At 44.0% G+C, this 17364-nt stretch carries 16 protein-coding genes; 6 read left to right on the top strand and 10 right to left on the bottom strand.

What is annotated here, in order from left to right; all coding sequences use genetic code 11:
- Window positions 1-4: 4 nt before the first annotated feature.
- Both LRR81_RS13080 and LRR81_RS13085 read right to left on the bottom strand, forming a co-directional pair.
- Window positions 5-1174: a Ger(x)C family spore germination protein gene (locus LRR81_RS13080; protein WP_231789819.1), complete on the bottom strand. Its 1170-nt coding sequence runs from the start codon at window positions 1172-1174 to the stop codon at window positions 5-7.
- On the bottom strand, window positions 1171-2556 hold the full coding sequence (locus LRR81_RS13085; RefSeq protein ID WP_231789820.1) for a spore germination protein: 1386 nt from the start codon (window positions 2554-2556) through the stop codon (window positions 1171-1173). The genes LRR81_RS13080 and LRR81_RS13085 overlap by 4 nt, the downstream gene beginning before the upstream one ends.
- Window positions 2557-2891: 335 nt before the next feature.
- On the opposite strand from LRR81_RS13085, the gene LRR81_RS13090 reads away from it, so the two are divergent.
- Both LRR81_RS13090 and LRR81_RS13095 read left to right on the top strand, forming a co-directional pair.
- The gene (locus LRR81_RS13090) at window positions 2892-3563 is read left to right on the top strand and encodes a cobalamin B12-binding domain-containing protein (RefSeq protein ID WP_231789821.1); all 672 of its coding nucleotides are present in this window, start codon (window positions 2892-2894) and stop codon (window positions 3561-3563) included.
- On the top strand, window positions 3541-4638 hold the full coding sequence (locus tag LRR81_RS13095; protein ID WP_231789822.1) for an ATP-binding protein: 1098 nt from the start codon (window positions 3541-3543) through the stop codon (window positions 4636-4638). The genes LRR81_RS13090 and LRR81_RS13095 overlap by 23 nt, the downstream gene beginning before the upstream one ends.
- A gap of 724 nt (window positions 4639-5362) precedes the next feature.
- Here the strand turns inward: LRR81_RS13095 and LRR81_RS13100 are convergent.
- The 6 genes from LRR81_RS13100 to LRR81_RS13125 all read right to left on the bottom strand — a co-directional run bounded on the left by LRR81_RS13100 (window position 5363) and on the right by LRR81_RS13125 (window position 11160).
- The gene (locus LRR81_RS13100) at window positions 5363-6856 is read right to left on the bottom strand and encodes a peptide MFS transporter (protein WP_231789823.1); all 1494 of its coding nucleotides are present in this window, start codon (window positions 6854-6856) and stop codon (window positions 5363-5365) included.
- 433 nt (window positions 6857-7289) lie between these two features.
- Window positions 7290-7976, bottom strand: a complete 687-nt coding sequence (locus LRR81_RS13105; protein WP_231789824.1) for an LrgB family protein — start codon at window positions 7974-7976, stop codon at window positions 7290-7292.
- A gap of 1 nt (window position 7977) precedes the next feature.
- On the bottom strand, window positions 7978-8337 hold the full coding sequence (locus tag LRR81_RS13110) for a CidA/LrgA family protein (RefSeq protein WP_231789825.1): 360 nt from the start codon (window positions 8335-8337) through the stop codon (window positions 7978-7980).
- Between the two features lie 86 nt (window positions 8338-8423).
- The gene (locus LRR81_RS13115; RefSeq protein ID WP_231789826.1) at window positions 8424-8822 is read right to left on the bottom strand and encodes a carboxymuconolactone decarboxylase family protein; all 399 of its coding nucleotides are present in this window, start codon (window positions 8820-8822) and stop codon (window positions 8424-8426) included.
- A gap of 89 nt (window positions 8823-8911) precedes the next feature.
- On the bottom strand, window positions 8912-9823 hold the full coding sequence (locus LRR81_RS13120) for a LysR family transcriptional regulator (protein ID WP_231789827.1): 912 nt from the start codon (window positions 9821-9823) through the stop codon (window positions 8912-8914).
- A gap of 92 nt (window positions 9824-9915) precedes the next feature.
- Window positions 9916-11160 carry a M14 family metallopeptidase gene (locus tag LRR81_RS13125; RefSeq protein WP_231789828.1) on the bottom strand — a complete coding sequence of 415 codons (1245 nt, stop codon included), beginning with the start codon at window positions 11158-11160 and terminating at the stop codon, window positions 9916-9918.
- 166 nt (window positions 11161-11326) lie between these two features.
- Between LRR81_RS13125 and LRR81_RS21350 the strand changes: the two genes are divergently transcribed.
- Both LRR81_RS21350 and LRR81_RS13135 read left to right on the top strand, forming a co-directional pair.
- A complete protein-coding gene (locus tag LRR81_RS21350) occupies window positions 11327-12811 on the top strand; it encodes a methyl-accepting chemotaxis protein (protein WP_231789829.1) in 1485 nt (494 codons plus the stop codon).
- 351 nt (window positions 12812-13162) lie between these two features.
- Window positions 13163-13741 (top strand): NAD(P)H-dependent oxidoreductase, encoded by a 579-nt coding sequence (locus LRR81_RS13135; protein WP_231789830.1) that lies wholly within the window; start codon window positions 13163-13165, stop codon window positions 13739-13741.
- Between the two features lie 308 nt (window positions 13742-14049).
- On the opposite strand, the gene LRR81_RS13140 is transcribed toward LRR81_RS13135, so the two are convergent.
- Both LRR81_RS13140 and LRR81_RS13145 read right to left on the bottom strand, forming a co-directional pair.
- Window positions 14050-14229: a hypothetical protein gene (locus LRR81_RS13140; protein WP_231789831.1), complete on the bottom strand. Its 180-nt coding sequence runs from the start codon at window positions 14227-14229 to the stop codon at window positions 14050-14052.
- Window positions 14230-14335: 106 nt separating this feature from the next.
- Window positions 14336-15181, bottom strand: a complete 846-nt coding sequence (locus LRR81_RS13145; RefSeq protein ID WP_231789832.1) for an AraC family transcriptional regulator — start codon at window positions 15179-15181, stop codon at window positions 14336-14338.
- Window positions 15182-15454: 273 nt separating this feature from the next.
- Between LRR81_RS13145 and LRR81_RS13150 the strand changes: the two genes are divergently transcribed.
- Together LRR81_RS13150 and LRR81_RS13155 are read left to right on the top strand one after the other, a co-directional pair.
- Entirely contained in the window at window positions 15455-15856 is a 402-nt protein-coding gene (locus tag LRR81_RS13150; RefSeq protein WP_231789918.1) for a DoxX family protein, read from the top strand.
- A gap of 93 nt (window positions 15857-15949) precedes the next feature.
- Entirely contained in the window at window positions 15950-16780 is an 831-nt protein-coding gene (locus LRR81_RS13155; RefSeq protein WP_231789833.1) for an aldo/keto reductase, read from the top strand.
- The last annotated feature ends 584 nt before the right edge of the window (window positions 16781-17364 follow it).

Here is a 17364-nt window from a genome sequence, read left to right on the forward strand (position 1 = left end):
CTTCTTAGTTGTTTTGCTTCGGATCAAGCATTAACCCTGACCGGAAGAGCTCAATTTTTGCTTTTGTACGAACTTCTGCCTTTTTAAAAAGCTCGGGCCAGGAATCCTTTATTTTGTTCCAATGTGCAAGGTCCTTTGAAGCGATTTTCTCATTAAACCCAAAAGGGTCAATGCCTTTATCCTGAGCAGCGGCAATGGTTTTGGCCATCTCTTTTTCTACATAGCCGGCAATATTAACCTCCATTTTATTCCAATGTTTGCTCAACTCCTTTGTTTCGCATGTAATCATGGATAATTCACCTGAAACTTTCACGCTTGCAGTCAAGATGGGCTTCCCGTCTTTAAAATCAGCTGACATTCTGCTTTTGGAAACGAGCACCCGGTAAATGTTTTCTGAAGAACCACAAGGATAGGAGATGGTTGTTCTCTTCAAGTCGCCATTTATCATAAGCGTGTATTTCGCCTCCTCGGGATTTAGCCACGTCAGCAATTTTCCGTCGTGGCTAAAAACGGCCAGCCCCTCTATTGTTGGCTTAATTGGCATTGTTTGATCAATATTGTCCTTCGTTCCCGCGGCCATTGGATCACCCTTAAGCTGAATTCCGCTTACAAGCGGAAAGGAATCCAAATACTCTTCTTCTTGAATAAATTGAATCAGTGTGACATTCTTGGCTGTTCCAATTGACTCCTGATTTGTTTTTGTCACATTGATGGCAGAAAGCGAAGGAACTTGATTAAGCGGCGTTAGTCCTGCTAATACGCTGTTAGCGGTCTGACCCTTTGCCACAAGCAGCGCCAGATTGCTCCTGATAATCGGATTTCTTTCCAGCAGATCGATGACATCGTTTGTTCCATGTCTGGCAAGGCTTTCCCCAATAACGGCAAGCGAGAGGTGCTGATAAAACGCTTCTCTCGGAAGCTTGGCTTCTGCCTGTTTGACGGCTTCTCCGAGGGACTGGCTATTTCCTGTCACATTAAAAGCAGGCACTCCTCCGCCCCCTGAAGACCCAGGGCTTCCCGCTTCTGCAGGGTTAAGGATCTGAAAAGTAATCGTATAGCCTTCCTGCTCGGTATAATCCAGTCCCATTCCAATGATCACCGCAAGCTCATTCAGTTCTCTCGTCGAGCCGCAGCCTGAAAGCAGCAATAAAAGCACCAAGATGAGCTTTCTCATCCTTTTTTGCCTCCAAGCAGCTTGCGGTTAATGAAAATGTACGGCGTTTTAATGGTTGTCAGCCCGTGCAAGTGGGATAGAAGAACCAATGCTCCTAAAATGAGGCTGTAAAAGCCAAGGAAATAGGCGGCAAACATAAAGGCGAAGCGGTAGTATCTTGCTGTTACGGCAAGGCTGTAATTAGGTGTAGTGAAACTTGAGATGGCTGTAATGGATACGACAATAACGACTGCGGTCGAGACAAGTCCTGCCTGAACAGCCGTCTGCCCGATCACAAGTGCACCGACAATGGAGACTGCCTGTCCAATGGCTCTTGGCATTCGGACTCCTGCTTCTCTAAGAATTTCAAAGGTGACCTCCATAATCAAAGCTTCAACAAGTGCCGGAAAGGGAACGCCCTCTCTTTGTGCATACAGACTGATTAGGAGGGAAGTTGGAATCAGCCCCTGATGATGTGTCATTATGGCAATATAAAGGCTCGGGGCAAACATGGAAAGCATAAATGCAATCATCCGCAGGCCTCTAAGCGATTTTCCGATGACTCCCGGTAAATACTGATCCTCTGTTGAATAAAAGAAGTGGTGAAAGCACGTCGGACATAACAGCACAAAAGGGGTGCCTTCGGTAAATACTGCTATTCTTCCTGCCTGAAGGCTGCCGACAACCTCGTCAGGCCTTTCAGTAAAATTTATTGTAGGAAAAAGGGTTTTTTGCTTATCTTGCAGAACTTTCTCTATGTAGCCTGATTCGAGTACGATTTGGAGATCCGCGCTGTTCAGGCGCTGCCGGATCGTACCCACTGTTTCATCGCTCGCTTTGCTTTTTAAATACATGATTTCAACAGCTGTTTGGGAAATATCTCCTGCTGTAAAGCTTTCGAGCTTCAGATCTGCCGTTCTCAGCCGTCTTCTGACAAGCGCTGTGTTGCTTCTGGTATTCTCCACAAATCCTTCTTTAGAGCCTCTGATTACCATCTGGGCCGTCGGCTCTGTAATGGCCCGTTTTTCCCCGCCCTGTGCTGCTACAATAACTGCACTTGATACAGAATCAATCAGGATGACAACGCTGCCTTCCAATAGAGCCTTAATGCAATCATCTAACTTGCTGCTGCTTTTCACTTGATCGTACAAGAGCATTTTTTTCAAGACTTGCTGCAGAATATCCTCGTCCTTTGAAAGGGCCGAGCCCGTCAAAAGCGGACGCAGGGTATACTCCATTGCTTTTTTATCGTCAGTCAGCCCGTCAATTCTCATCATGCTCGCTTCAATTAATTCATCACTGTCCAGGTAAAAGGGATGCTCAACCAAATCAGAAAAGGCTTGAAAGGCCTCACTGATTGCTTTTTGATTGTCTGCAAGATGTTCTGTCAAGCTTTGTGCCACTCTATATCCCTCTTTCCCATAAAAAGCATTTATTACTATTCTTGCTAATTAAGAAGGAATTATGTGGGAATGGGAGGGCATAAAAAAATTACGATTGATTTTTGGTGAATTTAACAAATACATTTCGAATTTCCCAAATTTATTATTCGATACTCTTCTTTCCTTGATATTTAAACCACTATCATATCTAATCTTCTGGATATATGTTACGCTTGGAGAGAAACGCTGTTGACAAAAATGAACTCACATAAATCAGGCGTCTCTTTTCCTGAGTCTCTGGCTTTCAGAGAATCCTAAAATAAAAGGGAAAAATCAGATAGAGGCAGGTGAAAGGCATGAAAATTGAGGCTGAAAAACTGGGAGAGCTGCTTTTAAGCGGAAAGGTAAACAGTGCTTGGCAGTATCTTAATGAAAAAACATCTCAGGAAACATTCAGTTCAAGCTTTTACGAAGTAATTCGAGAGGCAATGTATTACATTGGTGTGCAATGGGAAGAAAACGCCATAACTGTCGCGGATGAGCATGTTGCGTCACAGGTGTGCAAAAATTTGCTTGTGTACAAACAGCACTTGAATGCGAGACAGCATCACTACAATCAGAAGTCAGGAATCAGAAAGGCTATGTTCTTCTGCGTGGAAGGCGAGCAGCATGATCTTGGAATCCAGATTGTTTCAAACATCTTTGAGGAATACGGCTGGCAGACGAAGTGCTTGGGAGCAGATCTACCTTTAGAACACGCTGTAAGCTATGCTCAAAAATACAGGCCCGAAATTATTGGAATTTCAGCTAATATTGCCTACTATTTGCCGCTGATTTCCAACTATATAGAAGAACTTGAAAAGCTCGATTTTTATCCAACGATTATGGTTGGAGGCAGACTTGCTGCCAATTACGATCTTGAATTTCATTGTCCGCCAAACGTCATGATTATCCAGGATTTAAGGCAGCTAGAAGATTTAATTAAAAAGACGGGGACTGTTCAGCATGGAAATGCAATTAGTGGTTAACCGGTATGAGAAGGTCCCATTTCCTTATTTTTTGGTGGATCGAAAGCTCAATATCTTGTCTGTTTCCAGAAAAACGTTTGCTGAGTTTGATGAAGCCGTCAGCTTCCTGGATATTGTCGGAATCGGCAGCAAGAAAAAAGCGGCGAAATTTATTTTGGACACACCATCGATCTCAAAGGTCGAATTGAACCTGAAAACAAAAAATAAAGCCCTCTGCTTGTTTGATATTTATGTGCAGTATGAAACAAAAGATTTAATTCACATTTTCTGTGTGAATAAAGAAGAGGCGCTTGAGCCGGTCTATCAGGCGATGAAAAATCTTGAACTGGATCTGCTGGATGCGAATCTTTCCCTGCTTGAAAAAAATGCAGAGTTAGAGGACGCACTCCAAAAGCTTAGGGAATTAACAGCGGTACCGCAGAATTTAACAAGCTTTAAAAGCATTGCTTCCAATTTTTCAAAGGATTCAGCAAGACAAGGGAGCTTGAAAGGCTTTTTCAAGCAAGTAAAGCCAAATCTTGTCGGAGTTGAAAGCGGAGCGTTCCGCTACTTGGAATTGGACAAAGCAAACCATATTCTTTTCGATTTTTTGTTTGACAATCATCCTCTTTCCTTGAACAAGGAAAAAATTCAATTGTCCCAGCTGCTTGATGAAGTGGTTCTCCATTCTAAAAATGAAGCTGTCCATTATGGCTGCGCGTTCTCCTATAAAGCCAATTTTCAAAATCCCCTGATTCAGATTGATGTAAAACGAATATCGCAGGTGCTGATGAACCTGCTCAAAAACGCATTTGAAGCATGTGAGGGAAATACAGATTGCACTAAGCAAATCAATTTATATACAAGACTCACAAAAAATGCGGTCGAAATTCATTTGGAAGACAGCGGCCATGGAATGGAAAGCAGTATTTTAAGTAAACTGTATACGCCATTTTTTACAACCAGGAAAACCAATAAAGGCCTTGGACTTGCTGTCAGCAGGGAAATTATGAAGCTGCACGAAGGCGAAATTGAAATAGTTGAAAGCACAGAGGATGGCACAAAAGCAAAGATCATGCTGCCGCTGTCTTCATAAGAAAAACTCTCCGGGGAACCGGGGAGTTTTTTATTTGGAACCTGGAAAAATATCAACGGGAATTTCATTATATCCACGGTTCAGAGGATAGATCAGCAGATTGGTTATCTGCCTGGCTCTTTCATTAAATAAGGTCTGGTCTTAGACATATGCACCTGTATGTTGCGCTGTTTGGCGAGTTAAAGAGCCGTAAAGAAAGCTGATATCGGCGGATTCTCACCAGATATCGGCGGATGAGTTCGGGATATCGGCGAAATTTCAATTATATCGAGCACATTTTTCATTATATCGGCGGATCACCAGGATATATCGGCGAAATTCCGCTTATATCGGCGGATTGGTTATCTGCCTGGCTCTTTCATTAACTAAATGCCCGGTCATAGCCACATGCCCAGTATTAAGCGCTGATCGCGAGTTAAAGAGCCTGTATAGGAAGCCGATATCGGCGGATTCTCACCAGATATCGGCGGTTGAGTTCGAGATATCGGCGAAATTCCGCTTATATCGGCGGATTGGTTATCTGTCTGGCTCTTTCATTAACTAAGGTCCTTTATCAGCCGCATCCACATGATGTAAAGCGGATATTGGCGAATTTTCAATTAAATCGAGCGCATTTTTCATTATATCGGCGGATTTACATTTATGCACAGGCTCACTATTGCACCCGATCAATCCTCCATCTAAACAAAAAAAAGCAGCTGCCATAACAGCAGCTGCATCAAAATTATAAAATCCCTCTCATCCACTTGGAGATCTTCGGAGCCATGAACAATAGCACGATACCGAGGACGATGGACAGGCCGCCGATGATTCCGAAGTAGGCGATTTCCGTTTTAGCGTTGTAAAGCGGAACAATTTGAGCGTTAATGGCCTGTGCTGATGCACTTGTCAGGAACCAGAGGCTTAGTGTCTGGGCTGAGAAGGCTGCAGGCGCAAGCTTTGTTGTTGTGGATAGTCCTACTGGTGAGAGCAGAAGCTCACCGATGACAACGAGCAGGAAGCTCAGCACAAGCCATAGCGGGCTTACGAGTGTTGAAGTGCCGTTCACTGCTGCAGGGATAATCATAATCAAGAAGGACAGACCTGCAAAAACAAGACTGTAGGAAAACTTTTTAGGTGTTGATGGCTGGCGGTTTCCAAGCTTTACCCATAGTGATGCAAAAACAGGGGCAAGCACAATGATGAACAATGGGTTAACAGATTGGAACCAGGCCGGTTCAATTTTAAATCCGCCGAGGTTCAGCTGTGTGCGCTGATCGGCATAGGTTGCCAGGATGATGGAGCCCTGCTCCTGGATTGCCCAGAACATGATGGCTGCAATAAACAGCGGAATGTAGGCAATCAGACGGGATTTTTCATCAGCTGTTGTTTTTTTGCTGCGGTACATCACGATGAAATAAGCAGCAGGGATGATGAGGCCGAGAATACTGACGATCATCGTAAAGCTTTTCACTGTCAGCAGACCGAACATAGAAAGCAAAGCACCGACCAGCACGAGAACGATGGCGCCCGCTGTGAATCGGACAGCAGCCTTTTTCGCTTCAGGCTTTGTCAGCGGGTTTGGCACGACTGTTCCGGCAAGGCCAAGGTTTTTCTTCCTGGTTGCCCAGTAAACGATAAGCCCTAAAAGCATTCCGAATGCGGCAATACCAAAGCCGACATGGAAGTTGTATTTGTTAGAAATCGTTCCAACCACAAGCGGTGCAAGGAAAGCTCCGAGGTTAACACCCATGTAGTAAATGCTGAAGCCGGCATCACGGCGGTTGTCCTCTTTGCTGTACATATCACCGACAACATTTGATACGTTCGGCTTTAAGAGCCCGGTACCGATAATGATCAGTGCCATGGAAAGGAACAGCGTAGTCAATCCGCCAGGGAAGGCAAGAACGAGATGGCCGAACATAATAAAGATGCCGCCGTAAACCAGCGTTTTGGAGGAGCCGAGGATTCTGTCAGCAATCCAGCCTCCGAGTATGCCGGACATATAAACGAGTGAGCCGTATACGGCCATAATGGAAGCGGCTGTCGGCTGATCAATGCCGAGCCCTCCGTCTTTGATCTGGTAGTACATGTAATAAATGAGTATGGCGCGCATGCCATAGTAGGAAAACCGTTCCCAGAATTCAGTGAAAAAGAGAGTGAACAAACCCTTCGGATGGCCGAAAAATCCTTTTTGAGGCACCGTTTCATAAATGTTCAGACTTTTTTTATCAGACATATGATGTCTCCCTTCAAGCAAATCTTGCTGTGTTTTTGAACTTTCAGAAAAATGAGGGCGAAAAAAGTGTCATCTGAAAAAGGGTTCCGAGAGAAAATAGTAGATAATAACTAAAGGGGAAGGCTTTCCGTTGTTCCCTGCCAAAGAGGCGCCAGACGTTTTTTCTATCTATCGTCGCGCATTATCTGTTGCTTTCTACCGAAAACTCCAACTAAAGATATGTTAAAATATTAATTGACAAAATATTTCGAGTCAATAGTTTTATTTGGAAATAACGAAATAAAAAGGTAGTATTTAGTCTTAAACCCTTTATATACGGTGTTTAAAGGATTTTATAAATATTTAAATTATCTTAAAGTAAAAATAATCAAAATTTAATATGTTTACAGAATAATGAAAATCAGCATTCTTCCATGAATGCTGATTTTGCTATTTAGGAAAACACATGCATCATGACAGGAATCAGCGAGTAAGACCACAATAATGTCATGACGCCGGCCGTAATCATGGAAAGGCTGGAAAATGTTCCTTCCAGCTCTCCGTATTCCAGCGCTTTTGAAGTTCCGACACCGTGTGCTGCCATGCCAAACATCAATCCTCTTGCGATAGGAGAGCGGACAGACATCCATTTAATAATCATCGGCCCTACCACTCCGCCGGCGATGCCGGTAATAATCACGAAAACAGTGGTAAGCGCGGGAAGCCCGCCAATTTCCTTGGAAACCTCGATCGCAATCGGCGTAGTAATGGAACGCGGCAGCACGCTTAAGATCCATTCTGAATTGGCTTTGATTAAGAGTGTCATAAAGTAAGAAGAAAATATGGCAGCAAGCGAGCCTGCTGCAACACTGCTGATAATAATGCCGGCATGCTGTTTGATCAAGGCTCTGTGCTTGTAGATCGGGATTGCGAATGCAGCAGTGGCCGGTCCGAGCATGTCGGTTAAAAGGGCAGAGGATGCCATATAGTCAGATGCCGGAAGCTTAAAGAGCATGAGCAGACAAATCAGGGCGAGCGGACAAAGAATCAGCGGATGCGTCCATATTTTTTTGAACTGCCTGTTGAGCCTTTTCGCGGCAAGATAAACCAGGTACGTAACAGCTATCGCTAGAATGGTCATGTTATCCTTTTCGCCTTTCAAATAATTTTTCAGCTGTAAATGCGGTGGCTCCCATCACGATCATGGTGCTCAATATGATGATCGCAAGAAATTTCAGGCCCAGAGTACTGAAGAGATCATTAATTTGAACAACGCCTACCGCAGACGGGACAAAAAAGAGCAGCAATTCTGCGAGCAGCCATCCGGCCCCTTTTTCCACCCATTTTAATTGAATGATTTTTAAATAGAGCGCAATTAGAAGGAAGGCCATGCCAAGCATGCCTGACGGCAGCGGCCAGCCCGTTAATTTAACGGTAAGGGCGCCAAGTAAATAAAAACAGTTAATCAGCATAATTTGCGCAATGATGATCAGGAGCTTCACTTATTTCTCCTCCGCAAAAAACGAAGGAGCCAAATTTGGCCCCTTGTTTGGATCTTTTAAAGCTTTATGCAAAAAGACAGCTGCCATTAGTTTGTTGTCTGCTCGCGCTGTTCAAGAACTTTTTTCGCTACACGAAGAGCATTCAATACACGCGGGAATCCAGTGTAAGGGATCAGCTGAATGAGGGATTCCACAATTTCTTTTCGTGTCAGGCCGGCTGTCAGACCTGTATTCAAATGAAGCTCAAGCTGCGGCTCTGTTCCTTGCGTTACAAGGGAAGAGATGGTCACAAGCGCTCGCTGCTTATTTGTCAGGCCTTCTCTTGCATAAACCTCACCATAGCCAAAATCAATGATCATGTCGGCTACATCTGGTGCGATATCCTTTAAATCATCCACGATTTTTAAATGAGTTGAAATCTTTTTATTTGATGTATCTGTATATTCCATTAATTTATCCATACCAACTTGATGGCGGTTTTCCATGCTGCATTCCTCCAGTAATAAGTCTCTGGTAATCACTTTACTACAGGATTCAATATGTTTAAAATACATATATTTTATAAGAGCGATAACTATTGGTTATGGCTGTGAAGCAGCGATTTTTTCCCTTCCATAAGAAAGTGAATAAAGGCTTTGCTCGCGTGAGAGAGGTATTTTCCGCTTGCGGCAATGATGGCAAGCTTCCATTTTAAATCTGTCTCTGTAAGCTTTACCTGAACAACAGAAGTGTTCTGCACCCTGTTGCAGATGGACTGCGGCAGGATGGTGATCCCCATGCCGGCAGCGACCATTTCGGACATAAAATCCCACTGAGAGCTTTGAAAGAGAATGTTCGGCTCAAATCCGCCTTCACTGATGCAATGCTGCCTCACCAGCTCGAACAAAGCAAAATCTTCATTATAAAAAATAAACTCTTCATTCTTCAGTTCGTGAAGGGCGGCGGATGCCTTTTTAGCCAGCCTGTGCTGATCATTCACAAGAATGACCATGTCCTCTTCCACAATCGGATAGGTTTCAAAATCCTCCTCGCTGATCATCTGAATCACAGCCACTCCAATTTCAATTTCGCCTTCCAGAATGCTTTCTGCGACCTTTTTGGCGCCGTATTCCTTAATGTCGACTTTTATATTTGGATGCTTTTTATGAAAAGCGGCAAGAACGCGCGGAAAAAAGAGGCTGCCGATAATAGGGGGGATGCCGATCGAAATACCGCCCCGTCTCAGGTCCGTTAAATCCTCCAGAGAATGGATCAAATCCTCTGTGAGGCTTAAAATGTTTGCGGCGTACTCATAAACCACTTTGCCGGCATCTGTCAGCTCGGTAATTTTATTCGTCCGCTCGATCAGCTTTTCGCCAAGCTCTTCTTCAAGACTGCGGATCATCTTGCTGAGTGCGGGCTGTGAAACGTGCAGCAGCCCTGCTGCCTTTGTGAAATTTTTATGTTTCGCTACTGTCAGAAAGTAGCGCAGCTGTCTAAGCTCCATGTGCAGCACCCCGGGTTGTTTTTTTCTAAGTGTAAAGGATTTCTCCAAAGATTCAAGAAAAAAGAGCACCTGTCACAGGTACTCTAAAGTCATTATTTGCTGCTGAAAAAGCCTTTATTCATCATCACGCCGTTCAGTGCCTGCCGGAAATCCTTCACAGCTTTGATGCGCCATTCGGCTTCTGACGGGTAAAACATTTCTTTATAGCGGTTTTGGATGATCGTTCTTGAAGCGCTGCTGTTTGTTCCGTGCTGAAAAAGCTGATTTTCCTCAATGGTTCTTTTCAGCGACTGAATGCTCCCGATTGTATCATCGCCAAGAGTGCCGAATTCAAAGGTTGTAGAATAGAGCTTTTTTTCAGGCGCAATGGCCGTCTTCCGCTTGTAAAAGTATTCGGTCATATCGCCGTTTGTTACATAAAATTCTTTCGAGTCCGGGGTGAAAACGAGCGGATAGCGAAAGGCTTTTTTCGCTTCTGCTTCCTTCATTGTTTCTGAGACGGAGCTGAAAATGCTCATTTGATAGCGCGGCCCGTAACCTGTATGAAGATCAATGTGAATGATGTCCTGATAAGGACCCTTCAGCACCTTTTCAAACAGCTGCTTCATAATGACTGTCGAAGGTTCATCTCCATTGCCGCCATAGTAGACGCCCTTTGGATTTGTGTACTGGCCGTTCAGCAGGGCATCCTTGATCACGCTTGTTCCCTTTGTGGCCGCTTTTACAGCAAGCTCTCCGTAAAAGGCTGAATCATGAATGCCGATAGAGCTGATGCCAGAAGGCTTTTCCATAAAAGCTGAAAGCTCTGTGTACTTTTTATTCGTATTCCGGTCAAAATTGTTCCAGTCATAAATGAAGTTGCGGTTCAAGTCCACATTGTTTTTTGTGTATCTTCGAAAATGCTTCATTCCCCAAGGATTGACACCGTGAATCAGCAGAACGCCTGTCGTTTCAGGGTCAAGCTTTTTCAAATATTCCTTCACAAATACGTCCTGCATCGCAGAACCTGTGTATCCCTCGATCCCATGAGTGGCGCTTGACAGGATCACAAGCTTTTTCTTTTCTTTAGCAGCATCAGCCTGCAGCAGATCAATTGATAGATTTTCTTTTTGGTCAACTCTATAGGAGGTTTCTTTTACATCCTTCCATTTATCCTGAAAGAGAGAGCTATAGGTGCTGAATCTTGCTTTAGAACCGTCATAGCTTTCCGGAAAATAGGACAGCTCGCCCCCATTGCCTTCAGGCGATTTGTACTGATTAATAGCCAAAAGATAGTTAGGCGCAAGAAAGAAGAGCAGAAATAGGGCGGATACGATGATGAGCAGCAGTTTTTTCATGCAGTTGTTCCTCCTGAAAATATTGTCGATGAATAGTCAAATTCTAATGGAAAAAAGCACCTTTGCTTATTGAATAATCCAATTATATTAGATATTCTAGTTAAATAGTGTAAAAAATTCATATTTTTACATAATTTGAGGATAAAATACCCAGGAGGATAGAAACGTGCCTGAAAGTGTTAAACTGAAAAATACTGAAAATGTCGTTAAAATCATTATCCGCATTTTTTTCGTCGCTGGAGCGGGGCTGCTGCTGAATGATGTGTTTCAGCTCGTCCTGTATGGAGTACCTAAGCTGACAGTATTGTCGGTGCTTTATAACCTGCTGTTCCTGCTGCTTTTGTATCCTGTTCTTGATTATAAAATCAGCGGAAAGGTCGAGCGCTTTAAGCTCGTATCAGTCATCTGCGTGACGCTGCTTGCTTTTATTCTCCATACAGATTCATGGGTGAATGTTCCTTTTCTCTGGCTGCTTCCTCTTGGAATCGCGGCTTTATATGCAGATTACAAACTAATTAAATTAACGTTTGCCGCTGCACTGCCGCTGCTTGTTCTTTCCCAGTTTACGCATTTGTGGCTGGCAGAGCCGATGACGATTGAGACAAGCATGAGGCGCTCGATCCTGACCGGCATCTACTATCTCGTGCAGTTCCTTTTTGTCGGCTGGCTTTTTGTTAACAGCACAAAGCGCTCCAATAAGATGCTGAATGAAAGTGAAGGATTGAAGGAAAATGTCGACGGAATGCTTAATAACACCCGCCAGGCATCAGTAGAGCTTGGAGGGCATGTTGAAAAACTGAATCACAACATTTCTGACACAAACGGCGCCCTTACCCAAATCAACCATTCTCTTCAAACCATTCACGAAGCTTCAAAAGGCTTTTACACAAATGTGGAACAATCGGCTGAAGAAGCAGCTGAAATGGCAAATGGACTGTCGCTTTCTAAGGAACTTGCCGGGCGCATTTACGTACAGACAGAAAGAGTCGGCCAGATTGTCGCCATTAACAAAGGCCATCTGCAAAGCGCCATCACGACCATTAATGAAGTGAAACAGGCATCCGCAGCTTCTATTGAAAATGTGGAAGTGCTGACCAATAAAACCGCTGAAGTAGAGCAGGTGCTGGCAGCCATCCGAACGATTGCCGACCAGACGAACCTCCTCGCGCTCAATGCCGCGATTGAAGCAGCACGGGCAGGAGAGCACGGAAAAGGATTTGCCGTTGTAGCTGATGAAGTACGGAAGCTTGCTGAGCAATCAGCTCATTCATCGGAAATTATCCAAAGCATTTTAAAAGAAATACTGAATGCAAAGGATCAAGTACAGGAATCACTGCAGCAAACATCGCAGTACGTCAATGCCAGTGTGGACACAATCAATAAAACAACCGGTGATTTTGACAAAATGGCCATGCTGCAGGAAGAAAGCAGCAGCCAGCTGAATGACATAGCCGAAAAAATTGACGGACTCGCCCAAAAAAGCGGAACAGTCAAAGCCAGCATGGCATTTTTAAAAGAACAGCATACACAAAACGAAGACCGTATCGCAGAAGCTGCCTCTGCCGCAGAGCAGGTCACCGCTTCCCTTCAGGAAGTCGCCTCCTATGTGGAGCAGGTAGATGAGCGGGCGAAGAAGCTGGGAGTCAGTTAAGGGAAATGAGGCCATTTGAGGCCTCTTTTTTGGTATAGTTGTAAATAAATAGGATATTGAGAGGTGAGGGGATTGAGGCCGTTATTTTTCTATGGGGTACTGCTTGTGACTATCTTTGGGATTCAATTTCTCATTCGTTTACTTCGGGATGGGGACTTTTATTTGGCGGAGTTTATTATGGGGATTGTGGGTATCTTGCTGATCTTGGGTGGTTTTTTTGCAAAAGGAAAAAGAAAGCAAGTAAAAAAACAGCCATTCTAAAAAGGCTGTTTTTTACTGTGTATCAGAATAACTCTTAACAAAAGCTGGATACTAATGGAAGGGATAACACTTGAAGAAATGAGGTATCCAATGAAAACGGTCATTATATATGCGCATCCAAGCGAAAAGAGCTTTTGCCATGCCGTAAAAGAAGCCTGTGTGCAGCAGCTGCGGGAGATGGGGCATGAATTTTACATAAGGGACCTCTACGCGATGAACTTCCAGCCAGTGCTTTATGAGGATAACTACTCGCAGTTTTATCAAAATAAACTGCCTGAGGATATTGCGGCAGAACAGGAATACCTCGGCTGGGCTGAGCACCTGATCCTTATTTATCCAACGTGGTGGGTGTCTATGCCGGCTATACTAAAAGGCTACATCGATAAAGTGTTAACGAACGGCTTTGCCTTTCGATTTGTTGAAGACAGCGCAGAAGGCCTTCTCAATGGAAAAAAAGCGTACATCTTCCAAACAACAGGCCAGGCACAAAAGCTTCTCACAAGCAAGCAGCTGACAAGCTCCGTTGAAACCATCACAGACCTCGGCATCATGAAATACTGCGGCATTGAAACCATGACCCATAAATTCTTCTATTCTGTTCCCTACGTTGATCAGGAAGAGCGGGAAGTGATGCTGAATGAAGTGAAGGAGATCGTACAGGGGATATAGAAAAGCGGAAGCGCCTGGTTCAGCCCCGACAAGCGCTGGAAGAAAAAACCGAAAAGTCCGGTCTTAGACTTTTTGGTTTTTTCTGAAGCGACTCGAGGGGCTAGGCGCTGGAGCTGGACAATGAAGAAAAGCGGAAGCGCCTGGTTCAGCCCCGACAAGCGCTGGAGCAAAAATCCAGAAAGTCCGGTTTTGACTTTATGGATTTTTGTGAAGCGACTCGAGGGGCTAGGCGCTGGAGCTGGACAATGAAGAAAAGCGGAAGCGCCTGGTTCAGCCCCGACAAGCGAAATAGTTTATAAATTCTGTTCTCATAAAAAAGACACGGACTCATTTGAAGCAGTCTGTGCCTTTTCCAGTTGAAGCGAAACCTTGTCTTTTTCCTGCGGTGATGGCTTTTGATCCGGCTGAAACGTGAAATAAAAAAGAAACATGCTTAAGATCGCCAGAATTAATGTGAGAATTGCAAAGGTGCGGAATGGGTATTTCATGGCTTATGTACGGCCTCCTTCAGGCAATAGGGGAAGCAAGCCCCGTTAAGATGCTTTCTTCACGATACTTGTGGAGGACAAGGTTTGTCAATGGTTTTTGCTGCTGCTATTTAGGAATAATCGGCACCCAAAGTTCATGGCGGGGTTTTCGCCCTGGCCCATAATAACATTCGATGCACGGTAAATTAGCCAGCTCATATCCTGATGTGGGAACCCATTCAGAATATAGCCGCTTCCACGCTTCTGTAACATTCGGGAAGACAGCCCATGTACTTGGAGGAATCACCAGAGTTTGCATGTCTTCAGGAATGGCCTCCTCATACCTGACACCCATAAAATACTGAAATTCTTCATCAGTAATGGCCGCTTCTTTGCCGCATACACCTAAGATGCCTTCCAGGGAGCATTTTGGATTCTCCCAGGACATATCTTTTAACTGCTGCATAAATCCCTCTTTTTTTGCTTTGCTCCAAAGGGTTGGAATGATTTTAAAGGCTCTGTTTGTTTTCACTGGTTCGCCTTTGCCTGCAATTCTGATCTCAAAATCCAGATTTTCGATTCTATAGTCCATTTCAGTGTCTCCCTTTATCGATAATTGAAAGGATATTTTCGGAAAGGCTTTTAACTGTATTCCCTGGTGCCGGCATTCAGATGGTTTGATGCCATGTGTTTTTTGAAATGCGCGAGAAAATGAATCAGCAGATTCGTAGCCGTACTTATTCGCAACTTCTAAAATTCGAAGATCACTTTTTTGCAAGTCAAAAGCAGCCAGTGTTAATCTTCTGCGCCGAATATATTCTGACAGTGAAAATCCTGTTAGTGATGCAAACATTCTTGAAAAATGAAACTCTGAACAAAGAGCAATTCTTGCTAACCTCTTGTAATCTATGTCCTGTTCTAAATGATCTTCTATATAATCCAATACAGCATTCATTCGGTCAAGCCAGTCCATATCTAACCTCCTTTCATGGTTTATTTTAAAGCATCCGAAAAAATACCATCCGACATTATTTGCCTAAAAAAGTAGGAAGGTGCTGTAAATAGAATACCATAAAAGACAAATTTGACCTTTTTATTATAAAGGTTAAAAAAAGGTTTGACGTTTTAAGAAAATCCTCATATAATAAATCTTGAAGTTGAGATGTTTTAAAGTGAGATAACTTGTCTTAGCACTTATTTTTTCAGATAAATCTCAGCTAAAAAGAATTCAGGGAGGAAATGAATGATGTTAGCAGGATTAGGATTATTGATTATTCGCTTAGTGATCGGACTTTCTTTTGCAGGCCATGGCGCGCAAAAACTGTTCGGCTGGTTTGGGGGACACGGATTAGAAGGAACAGGCGGCTTTTTTGAATCCATTGGCATTAAGCCTGGAAAAACGATGGCGCTGCTTGCTGGTCTGGCAGAATTGGGCGGAGGTCTTTTGTTCGCATTAGGTTTTCTTACTCCCGTTGGGGCGGCGCTGATCATTTTGACCATGATCATGGCCATTGCGAAGGTTCACGGACCGAATGGTTACTGGTCCACACAAAACGGCTACGAATTTAACCTTGTCCTGATTGCTGCTGCTCTTGGAACAGCGCTGATCGGGGCAGGCCAATTTTCCATTGATGCGCTGTTGTTTTAATGACTTATAAAGGTGCCGTACTCAGGCACCTTTTTTGTATTTTTCAGCCGCTTAAAAGATAATGAAGATATTCATTTGGAAAGGGGTATGAAAATGGTTAACAGTTTACAAGACAAAACAACACTGCATAATGGCGTGAAAATGCCTTGGTTCGGCCTTGGCGTCTGGAAAGCGGAAAACGGCGATGAAGTGGCAAACGCTGTAAAAACAGCCATCCAATCAGGCTACTTAAGCATTGACACAGCAGCAGCCTATAAAAATGAAGACGGGGTTGGCCGCGGCATTAAAGAAAGCGGCGCAAACCGTGAAGATCTATTCATTACAACAAAAGTCTGGAACGCTGACCAGGGCTATGATTCAACACTCGCAGCATTTGATGAAAGCATGAAAAAACTTGGCCTTGATTACCTTGATCTGTACTTGATTCACTGGCCTGTTGAAGGCAAATACAAAGATACCTGGAAAGCGATGGAGAAGCTTTACAAAGACGGCAAAGTAAAAGCCATCGGCGTCTGCAACTTCCAAATTCATCATCTGAAGGATTTAATGGAAGAAGCGGAAGTCGCTCCTATGGTGAACCAGGTTGAGTACCACCCGCAGCTTGCGCAAAAGGATCTGCTTCAATTCTGCAAGGATAACCAAATCCAGCTTGAAGCATGGTCACCGCTCATGCAGGGCAAACTTCTGGACAACCCTGTTCTGCAGGAAATTGCAACAAAGCATAGCAAATCAACAGCACACGTTATCCTGCGCTGGGATCTTCAAAACGGCGTAGTGACAATTCCGAAATCAGTAAAAGAGCACCGCATCAAAGGAAACGCTGAAGTATTCGATTTCGAGCTTTCCCGCGAGGATATGGAAAAAATCGATTCTCTTAACAAAGATGAAAGAATCGGGCCAGATCCGGATAACTTTGATTTTTAATTGAAGAAACCTGTCCGCAGTGATGCGGGCGGGTTTTTTTATTTCGATTTTGAGAGCAATGCGGGCTGTGAAAGTAATTGAGGAATTGGGCTTTGGACAGTGGAGTTGGGGTTTTGGACAGTGAAGTGCTCAGTTTGGACAGTAAAGTATGGAAAACGGACAGTGAAATAAGCAAAACGGACAGTAAAGTGGTGGTATTGGACAGTAAGCGGGATCACGGCTTGTGGAGGAGCAGTGAAAATTTATTTTGAAAGTGCAAAAAGCCATTTTATGAAAAGCCGGCTGTGAGAGCATCGCGCTCTAACTGAGGAATTGGGCTTTGGACAGTAGGGTGGGGGTTTTGGACAGTGAAGTGCCCAGCTCGGACAGTAAAGTATGGAAATCGGACAGTAAAGCGAGCAAACCGGACAGTGAAGTGGTGGACTTGGACAGTAAGCAGAATCCCATTGTATCGTGCAGCAGTAAAAATTAATTTTGAGAGCGAAAAAGCCAATTTTACAAAAGGCCGGCTTTGATCACAGCACGCTTTACCACTGAGTTAAACATGGGTCTGCCAGTGCCTTGCCGCATTGTCTCCCTCTATC

The organism is Metabacillus kandeliae (assembly GCF_021166585.1).
Taxonomy (GTDB): domain Bacteria; phylum Bacillota; class Bacilli; order Bacillales; family Bacillaceae; genus Metabacillus_B; species Metabacillus_B kandeliae.

What these genes read in the sequence shown, in the direction of transcription:
- LRR81_RS13080 (WP_231789819.1), bottom strand. Translation starts at nt 1,174, where the DNA reads ATGAGAAAGCTCATCTTGGTGCTTTTATTGCTGCTTTCAGGCTGCGGC.
- LRR81_RS13090 (WP_231789821.1), top strand. Translation starts at nt 2,892, where the DNA reads ATGAAAATTGAGGCTGAAAAACTGGGAGAGCTGCTTTTAAGCGGAAAG.
- LRR81_RS13095 (WP_231789822.1), top strand. Translation starts at nt 3,541, where the DNA reads ATGGAAATGCAATTAGTGGTTAACCGGTATGAGAAGGTCCCATTTCCT.
- LRR81_RS13100 (WP_231789823.1), bottom strand. Translation starts at nt 6,856, where the DNA reads ATGTCTGATAAAAAAAGTCTGAACATTTATGAAACGGTGCCTCAAAAA.
- LRR81_RS13105 (WP_231789824.1), bottom strand. Translation starts at nt 7,976, where the DNA reads ATGACCATTCTAGCGATAGCTGTTACGTACCTGGTTTATCTTGCCGCG.
- LRR81_RS13115 (WP_231789826.1), bottom strand. Translation starts at nt 8,822, where the DNA reads ATGGAAAACCGCCATCAAGTTGGTATGGATAAATTAATGGAATATACA.
- LRR81_RS13120 (WP_231789827.1), bottom strand. Translation starts at nt 9,823, where the DNA reads ATGGAGCTTAGACAGCTGCGCTACTTTCTGACAGTAGCGAAACATAAA.
- LRR81_RS13125 (WP_231789828.1), bottom strand. Translation starts at nt 11,160, where the DNA reads ATGAAAAAACTGCTGCTCATCATCGTATCCGCCCTATTTCTGCTCTTC.
- LRR81_RS13135 (WP_231789830.1), top strand. Translation starts at nt 13,163, where the DNA reads ATGAAAACGGTCATTATATATGCGCATCCAAGCGAAAAGAGCTTTTGC.
- LRR81_RS13140 (WP_231789831.1), bottom strand. Translation starts at nt 14,229, where the DNA reads ATGAAATACCCATTCCGCACCTTTGCAATTCTCACATTAATTCTGGCG.
- LRR81_RS13145 (WP_231789832.1), bottom strand. Translation starts at nt 15,181, where the DNA reads ATGGACTGGCTTGACCGAATGAATGCTGTATTGGATTATATAGAAGAT.
- LRR81_RS13150 (WP_231789918.1), top strand. Translation starts at nt 15,455, where the DNA reads ATGTTAGCAGGATTAGGATTATTGATTATTCGCTTAGTGATCGGACTT.
- LRR81_RS13155 (WP_231789833.1), top strand. Translation starts at nt 15,950, where the DNA reads ATGGTTAACAGTTTACAAGACAAAACAACACTGCATAATGGCGTGAAA.